Source organism: Nostoc sp. CCY 9925, from assembly GCF_963920935.1.
Classification (GTDB): domain Bacteria; phylum Cyanobacteriota; class Cyanobacteriia; order Cyanobacteriales; family Nostocaceae; genus Nostoc.
Genome location: NZ_CAWUDO010000254.1, coordinates 1 through 2163 on the forward strand (window position 1 = coordinate 1; position 2163 = coordinate 2163).

General features: G+C 44.8%; 1 protein-coding gene. It reads left to right on the forward strand.

Going from position 1 to position 2163, the window contains the following annotated elements; translation table 11 throughout:
- On the forward strand, window positions 1-2163 hold a 2163-nt coding region (locus ACM0OY_RS40170; protein WP_414574265.1), incomplete at both ends, for a WD40 repeat domain-containing protein.

Sequence of the window (2163 nt, forward strand, 5' to 3'; positions counted from 1 at the left end):
TTCACCCTCAGAAGGTCAACGTTCACCCTCAGAAGGTCAACGTTCACCCTCAGAAGGTCAACGTTCACCCTCAGAAGGTCAACTTTCACCCTCAGAAGGTCAACGTTCATCCTCAGAAGGTCAACGTTCACCCTCAGAAGGTCAACTTTCATCCTCAGAACTCGGAACTACGCAATATTTTATATCCAGACTTAAAGAAAACGAACAACGTAACCTCCGCACGGTGTTAATTTTCGATCAATTTGAGGAATTTTTCTTTATTTACACCGAACCAGCGCAAAGGAAGCAATTTTTTGAGTTTCTGGGAGAATGTCTGAATGTTTTATCGCTGAAAGTTATCTTATCGCTGCGGGTGGATTACATCCATTACTTGCTAGAGTGCAATGATTTGCCCAGCCTGAAGATTATAGGCAATGACATTCTCAGTAATAACGTGCTTTACAAGTTGGGTAACTTCTCACCTGATGATGCCAAGTCAATTATCCAGCGTTTAACGGAAAATACTAGTTTTCGTTTGGAACCGGCTTTAGTTGAACAACTCGTGCAAGACTTAGCCGCAGAATTGGGTGAAGTGCGTCCCATTGAGTTACAGGTTGTGGGGGCGCAGTTGCAAACGGAGAACATTACAACTCTGGCAGAATATCAGCAACGCGGCACTAAAGAAGAACTAGTTAAGCGTTATCTAGAAGAAGTTGTTAAAGATTGCGGTGTGGAAAATCAGCAAGCGGCGGAATTATTACTGTATTTGCTGACAGATGAAAAAGGAACTCGGCCGCTTAAGACTCGTGCTGAGTTGGAACGAGATTTACAGGAGTATTTCTCGGAGATCCCCCCAACCCCCCTTAAAAAGGGGGGCTTAATTTCTTTCACCCCCTTATTAAGGGGGTCGCCGAAGGCGGGGGGATCGAAAACCCCCTTATTAAGGGGGTCAACCCAGGCGGGGGGATCGGAAAATAGGGAGGATAAAGCTTTTGAAATCAGCAAATTAGATTTAATATTAGAAATTTTTGTCCAATCTGGGTTGGTGGTTTTGTTACCAGAGAATCCTTTTGACCGCTATCAACTGGTGCATGACTACATTGCCGGGTTTATCCGCCAGCAACAGGAACCGAAGTTAAAGCAGGTAATGGCAGAACTGGATAAGGAACGAGAACAAAGAAAAATTAGTGAGACAAAACTGAATAAAGTTCTCAGACGCGCCCTTTTTAGTTCCATCGCCGCAGGTTTAGGATTTGCTGCTTTAGCAGCGGCAACATTTCAGTGGGCAGTAGAGGCAAATGTTAGTCAAATTAACGCCATCAATAATTCTTCAGAAGCCTTTGCTATCTCTGGACAACATCCAGATGCTTTAATAACAGCCTTAAGAGCAAGTAGCAAACTCAAGCATACACTTTGGGCACAGCACGAAAGCGATACCCTAATGCACGCTGTGTTAACTTTACAGCAAGCGGTTTATTTAAAGCCAAATGAGAAGAAAGAAAATCGAGCGATCGAGGTTAATACTTTAGAAGGGCATAGTAAGACGGTCACTAGCGTCGCCTACAGCCCCAATGGACACCAGTTAGCTTCTGCTAGTTGGGATAACACCATCAAACTCTGGGATATCAGCAGTGGCAAACTTCTCCAAACCTTAACTGGTCACAGCGATACAGTCAATAGCGTCGCCTACAGCCCCAATGGACACCAGTTAGCTTCTGCTAGTTGGGATAACACCATCAAACTCTGGGATATCAGCAGTGGCAAACTTCTCCAAACCTTAACTGGTCACAGCGATACAGTCAATAGCGTCGCCTACAGCCCCAATGGACAACAGTTAGCTTCTGCTAGCGCTGACAACACGATCAAAATCTGGGATATCAGCAGTGGCAAACTTCTCCAAACCTTAACTGATCACAGCGATACAGTCAATAGCGTCACCTACAGCCCCAATGGGCAACAGTTAGCTTCTGCTAGTGGTGACAAGACGATCAAAATCTGGGATATCAGCAGTGGCAAACTTCTCCAAACCCTTACTGGTCACACCAGTGCAGTCATTAGCGTCGCCTACAGTCCCAATGGACAACAGTTAGCTTCTGGTAGTTGGGATAACACCATCAAAATCTGGAATGTCAGCAGTGGTAAATTCCTCAAATCCCTTATTGGTCATAGCAATACGGTCAATAG